Below are 4,870 nucleotides of genomic sequence, written 5' to 3' on the forward strand. Positions count from 1 at the left end.
GGCCAGCATCTGACGCTGCCAGCCCAGCAGCCGCTCGTGCTCGGCCTCGGCGTCCTCGGGGCGGCAGTAGATGAATCCCTCGACCTTGTCGAACTGATGCACCCGGATGATGCCGCGGGTGTCCTTGCCGTAGCTGCCGGCCTCCCGCCGGAAGCACGACGACCAGCCGGCGTAGCGCTTCGGGCCGGCCGAGAGGTCCAGGATCTCGCCGGCGTGGTAACCCGCCAGCGGCACCTCGGAGGTCCCGACCAGATACAGATCGTCGGCCTCCACCCGGTACACCTCGTCGGCGTGGGCGCCGAGGAAGCCGGTTCCCGCCATCATCTCGGGACGCACCAGCACCGGTGGGATCATCAGCGTGAAGCCGTTCTCGGTGGCGACCCGGACCGCGAGCTGCAGCAGCCCCAGCTGCAGCAGTGCCCCCCGGCCGGTCAGGAAATAGAACCGCGAACCGGCGACCTTGGCTCCGCGTTCCATGTCCAGCAGCCCCAGCGATTCGGCGAGTTCGATGTGGTCCTTGGGCTCGGGTATCGCCGGCGGCTCACCCACGGTGTCGAGCAGCACCCAGTCGTCCTCGCCACCGGCGGGCACCCCGTCGATGATCACGTTGGAGATGGCCATGTGCGCCGCGGTGAACGCGTTCTCCGCGTCGGTCTGGGCGGCCTCGGCGGCCTTGACCTGCTCGGCGAGCTCCTTGGCCGCGGCCAGCAGGCGGGGGCGTTCCTCCGGCGAGGCCTTACCGACGAGCTTGCTGGCCGACTTCTGCTCGGCCCGCAGGGTGTCGGCCGCCGAGATGGCCGCCCGGCGCGCGGCGTCAGCACTGGACAGCGCGTCGACGAGGCCGGGATCCTCACCGCGGGCCAGCTGCGAGGCGCGCACACGGTCGGGGTCTTCTCGCAACACCTTGAGGTCGATCACGCGGGAAACCCTACGGGGTCGGCGACCGGACCGGCACAACCGCATTACGTTACAACTGCATCTCTTGTCACTACACCTGACACGCCTGTCACAATGGAGCGCGATGGTGGAGGGACCAGTGGACATGCACGACGAATCCGGCGCGGACGTGGGCCAGGGCCGCGACGAGACAACGCGGCCCAAGACGCGGTGGCGCAGCCTGCAGGCCGAGTCGACCCGGCGTGCGCTGCTGCTCACCGCGCTGGGCGGGCTGCTGATCGCCGGGGTCATCACCGCGCTGCCGCAGACCGAGCGGACCAGCGGGCTGACCGCCAACGCGATCTCCCTGGGACCCCGCGGCAACGACACCTTCGACCACGCCTCGGCCGGGGACTGCTTGAACTGGCCTGACCGCACCCCGGATGCCGCCGAGATCGTCGACTGCGTCGACGAGCACCGGTTCGAGGTCGCGGAGTCGGTGGACATGCGCACCTTCCCGGGCAGCGAGTACGGCCCCGAGGCCGCACCGCCGTCGGCGGCCCGCATCCAGCAGATCAGCCAGGAACAGTGCTCGGCCGCGGTCAAGCGTTACCTCGGCGCACGCTTCGACCCCAACAGCCGGTTCACGGTCAGCATGCTGTGGTCCGGGGAGAAGGCGTGGCGCACCACGGGCGAGCGCAGGATGCTCTGCGGCCTGCAGCTACCCGGGCCAAACAATCAGCAACTGGCTTTCACCGGCAAGATCGCCGAGATCGACCAGTCCAAGGTGTGGCCGCCGGGGACCTGCCTGGGCATCGACCCGGCGACCAATCAGCCCACCGACATCCCGGTGGACTGCGCGGCCCCGCACTCGATGGAGGTCACCGGCGCGGTCAACCTCGCCGAGCGCTTCCCCGACGCCCTGCCGCCCGAACCCGAGCAGGACACCTTCATCAAGGACACCTGCACCGAGATCACCGACGCCTACCTGGCGCCGATCGAGCTGCGCAACACCACGCTGACCCTGGTCTACAGCACGATTTCGTTGCCGAGCTGGTCGGCCGGCAGCCGCCAGGTGTCCTGCAGCATCGGCGCGACCCTGGGCAACGGCGGCTGGTCGACACTGCTCAACAGCGCCAAGGGGCCGCTGCTGATCAACGGCCAACCGCCGGTACCGCCCCCGGACATCCCGGCCGAGCGGCTCAACCTCCCGCCGATCCCGGTTCCCGACGTCAGCCTGCCGTCGTCCTCGTCAGGGTCGTCCTCGTCCTCGTCAGGGTCGTCGTCGGGCTCGTCTTCGAGCGGCAGCGAGACCCAGCACCTGCCGCAGCTGGCCACCGGCGGGCAGCCCGAAGGACCGCCGCCGGCCGAGGAGCCGGCACCGGCCGGCAACACGTTCCTCAACGGACCGCCGCCCGCACCGGCACCCCCGCCACCCGGCGCACCACCGGCCGAGCCGCTGCCACCGCCGCCCGGCCTGTTGCCGCCACCACCTCCACCGCCCGCGGAACCGCTGCCGCCACCGCCGGCGGAACCCCTGCCGCCACCGCCGCCGGGCGTCTAGCCCGGTGACCGTGCGGATGAGCCCGCAACGGTTCGAAGAGCTGGTCGGCGATGCGCTCGACCTGTTGCCGCCGCAGCTGGCCTCGGCGATCGACAACGTGGTCGTCCTGGTCGCCGATCGCAACGCCGACGAGCCCGACCTGTTGGGCCTCTACGAGGGGGTGGCGCTGACCGAGCGCGACTCGTTCTACGCCGGGTCGCTGCCCGACACCATCAGCATCTATCGCGACGCGCTGCTGGATATCTGCGACGACGAGCAGCAGGTGGTCGAGGAGGTGGCTATCACGGTGATCCACGAGATCGCCCACCACTTCGGCATCGACGACGAGCGCCTCCACGAACTCGGCTGGGCCTGAGCGCGGCAACCCGATTCGGTCGGCGGCGGCTGCTATGAACGGGATATGACCGAACAGTGCCGCGCCTGCCGGGCGGGTCTGGAGCACTGCCACGGCGCGCTGATCCACCACCCGTACCGTCGCCCGGAATGCACCGAACCGGACTGCGTCGTGACCGAGGTCGCCCACGCGTTGCACCTCGACTGCGACGCGGTGGGCTGCAGCTGCGCGCTGGACGTGGCGGTTGCCGACTCAGCCCATCGGGTCGGCTGAACCCGACGTACCGCCGTCCTGCACGGTCACCGCGGCGGGGTCGGGTTCGAACGGCGGGGTGGCCTTGCCCCAGCGCAGGCAGCTCCATCGCCCGTCGGTGACGGGAGACAGCACCACTGATTCGGTGTTCGCCAGGTGGTGGTCGATCGCGAATTCGGCGTCGACGCCGGCCAGCACCGCCGAGACGAGCCGGATCGCCGCACCGTGACTGACCACCACGATGTCGCCGTGCCAGGCGGCGTCGTCGAGATAGCGCAGGCGCAGTTGCTCGACGACCGGCAGATACCGCTCCAACACCTGTTCGCCGCTCTCCCCGCCGCGCAACCTCAGCTCCAGCTCGCCGCGGTGCCACCGGCGGTAGGCGTCGTTGAACTCGTCGTGGGCTGCCTCGTCACTGCGGTTCTCCAGGTCTCCGACATGGACTTCGTGGATGCCTTCGAACTCGCACAACCCGGTGACGGTCACCGCCGCCGCCGCGGAACTGATCTCGGTGGCGGTCTGCACGGCCCGGGTGGCGATCGAGTGCACGATCATCGCCGGTGGTTCGGCCAGTCCGAGAGCGAACCCGCGAGCCTGATCACGGCCGAGGTCGGTGAGTTCCGCCCCGGGCGGAACGGTGTCGAGACGCCGGGCCACGTTGCCGTGCGACTGGCCGTGGCGCACCAGCACCAACCTGCCGCTCACCGCTGTCCCTCCCGCAGCCCCTCGAGCCAGGTGGCGGCGTCGTCCATCGCGGGCGGTGCGCTGCCCACGGCCTCACCTGTGGGCCAGGAGCCCAGGTAGCGGACGTCGGCACAGCGCCGGTACAGCGCCCGCAGCGCCTCGGCGACCGAGTCGTCGTCGATGTGGCCGACGAAGTCGAGGAAGAACACATAGGTGCCCAACTCGGTACGGGTCGGCCGGGATTCGATCCGGGTGAGGTCGATGTCGCGGATGGCCAGCTCGGTCATCGCCGCGACCAGGGCGCCGGGAACGTTGTCCAACCGCAGCACCACCGAGGTCCGGTCGGTGCCGGTGCTCGTCGGCGGTTTGCCCGGCCGGCCGACGAGCACGAAGCGGGTTCGCGCATTGGGTTCGTCAACGACGTCGGCGGCCAACGCCTCCAGCCCGTACCGCTGCGCGGCCAGGGCCGTGGTGACGGCCGCGTCGGCATGGCCGGCCGCGACGTCCTGGGCGGCGGCGGCGTTCGAGTTCGCGGGTACCAGTCGAGTTTCCGGCAGGTGTGCGGCCAGCCAGTTCTTCACCTGGGCGGCTGCGACCGGGAACGCGGCCACGGTGCGCACGGCGCTGCCCGACCCGCCGGGGGGAACGGCGATGGTGAAGGAGACGTCGAGGGTCAACTCGGCGTAGATCTGCAGCGGCGCACCCGCGGCGAGGCTGTCGAGGGTGGGCGACACCGACCCGTCGATCGAATTCTCGATCGGCACGACGGCGTAGTCGGCGTCGCCGGCGCGCACGGCCGCCAGCGCGGCGGGGGTGCTGTCGGTGGGAACACCGTTGAGCTCCGAGCCGTCCGGGGTCTGCGGGGGCGGGATCAGACCGCGGGTCTCGATCGCACGCAGCGCCGCCTCGGTGAACGTTCCTTCGGGGCCGAGATACGCGATGCCGGGCACCGCACCAGCGTATCGGTTCCCGTGGTAATCCCGTTCCGCTGCGAGGAAGGCCTTGCGCATCGCGGCCACATCAAGTTAAGTAAGGCTCACCTTACCAATGAAAGGCGGCGTCATGGTGGCTCCAGCACCGACTTCGGCACCCACCACCGCGGAGCGGATCCGCAGCGCATGCGCCCGGGCCGGCGGCGCAATGCTCGCCGTGGCGGGAAG

The 4,870-nt window shown here is 70.6% G+C and carries 6 protein-coding genes; 3 read left to right on the forward strand and 3 right to left on the reverse strand.

From position 1 onward, the window contains the following. The coding region (locus ACN27A_RS34445; RefSeq protein ID WP_421459205.1) for an aminoacyl--tRNA ligase-related protein at window positions 1-918 on the reverse strand (918 nt) is incomplete at its 3' end. Between the two features lie 103 nt (window positions 919-1,021). Between ACN27A_RS34445 and ACN27A_RS34450 the strand changes: the two genes are divergently transcribed. The 3 genes from ACN27A_RS34450 to ACN27A_RS34460 are packed head-to-tail and all read left to right on the forward strand — an operon-like array spanning window position 1,022 to window position 3,047. Then, window positions 1,022-2,440, forward strand: coding sequence for a septum formation family protein (locus ACN27A_RS34450; protein ID WP_421459207.1), 1,419 nt, complete (start codon window positions 1,022-1,024; stop codon window positions 2,438-2,440). A gap of 10 nt (window positions 2,441-2,450) precedes the next feature. Further along, window positions 2,451-2,795, forward strand: coding sequence for a metallopeptidase family protein (locus ACN27A_RS34455; RefSeq protein WP_421459213.1), 345 nt, complete (start codon window positions 2,451-2,453; stop codon window positions 2,793-2,795). A 45-nt stretch (window positions 2,796-2,840) separates the two neighbouring features. After that, entirely contained in the window at window positions 2,841-3,047 is a 207-nt protein-coding gene (locus ACN27A_RS34460; RefSeq protein ID WP_421459208.1) for a hypothetical protein, read from the forward strand. Here the strand turns inward: ACN27A_RS34460 and ACN27A_RS34465 are convergent. Together ACN27A_RS34465 and pheA are read right to left on the reverse strand one after the other, a co-directional pair. Next, window positions 3,027-3,731 (reverse strand): histidine phosphatase family protein, encoded by a 705-nt coding sequence (locus ACN27A_RS34465; protein ID WP_421459209.1) that lies wholly within the window; start codon window positions 3,729-3,731, stop codon window positions 3,027-3,029. The genes ACN27A_RS34460 and ACN27A_RS34465 overlap by 21 nt on opposite strands. Then, window positions 3,728-4,660: a prephenate dehydratase gene (pheA, locus tag ACN27A_RS34470; protein WP_421459211.1), complete on the reverse strand. Its 933-nt coding sequence runs from the start codon at window positions 4,658-4,660 to the stop codon at window positions 3,728-3,730. The genes ACN27A_RS34465 and pheA overlap by 4 nt, the downstream gene beginning before the upstream one ends. Window positions 4,661-4,870 lie beyond the last annotated feature (210 nt).

This window comes from Micromonospora sp. WMMD737, from assembly GCF_049179055.1.
Taxonomy (GTDB): domain Bacteria; phylum Actinomycetota; class Actinomycetes; order Mycobacteriales; family Micromonosporaceae; genus Micromonospora; species Micromonospora reichwaldensis.